The 780-nt window shown below is 57.1% G+C and carries 1 protein-coding gene; it reads right to left on the bottom strand.

Annotated elements, in window-relative coordinates; all coding sequences use genetic code 11:
- Positions 1-173: 173 nt before the first annotated feature.
- Positions 174-780 (bottom strand): hypothetical protein (locus C493_RS21850; protein ID WP_006655017.1); only part of this gene is annotated, 607 nt, incomplete at its 5' end.

The raw sequence follows: 780 nt of genomic DNA, 5'->3' as shown, positions 1-780 counted from the left end.
GGGCCGGTATGGATGGAAGATTATTGAGCCGGGTTTAACCAACAGTCGGACGTCCCGATAGGTCGGTGTTGGTTAAGAGCGTGGTTACACCGGGAGTAAGCACGGCTCCAGTCGTCGAGATATACAAGGAGAGACGCCGAGGACGTCAAACGACGCGGTCGGCCCCCCAGGGGTTACTCGTCGGCGTTATCTCGAAGCTCTAAGTTCGGGAACGCTCCGACTTTGTCCGTATTCCCCGACTCCCAAGCTTCTTTGATTCGAGCCATTTGTTCCTCGCCGGTTAGGTGGGAGAGTTCGCCCGATTCGAGTAGTTGGTTCACCTCGGGGTAACTGAGTTCGTCCGGCTCGCGCTCCCGTAACTCGTCGAGCGGCTCGCCCCGTTTTACATTAACCTCGACCTCGACCTCCTCGACCGAATACCCGCGCTGGAGGTATGCCTGTCTAACACCGCTCGCGGCAATCCCCTCGAAAGCGTCCTTTGCCAAATCGGACGGTTCGACGGTGTCGGTGATCCCGAGATATAGGAGAGCGAACGACCACGACAGGACGTTTAGCGTATGCTCTTTCCCGTCTAAATCGCCGTCCTCGAAGGCTTCCGTTCTAAGGTCCTCGTCGAGTTCCGAAACCAGGAGCGGCATATCATGTAGGGCTTCATGGAGCCGCTCGACTATCGCTCGCCGGCGTTCGTATCCTGCCTGTTTGCTATACTCCTTCGGTTTTTGGAGATACCGGCGGTCGGCCGGTGACAAAATCCCTCTTGCCCTTTCGTCAAGACTCATG

Origin of the sequence: Natronolimnohabitans innermongolicus JCM 12255, from assembly GCF_000337215.1 — an archaeon.
Taxonomy (GTDB): domain Archaea; phylum Halobacteriota; class Halobacteria; order Halobacteriales; family Natrialbaceae; genus Natronolimnohabitans; species Natronolimnohabitans innermongolicus.
The sequence above is the reverse complement of the archived record's forward strand: the minus strand, read 5'-3'. Positions and strand labels throughout refer to the sequence as shown.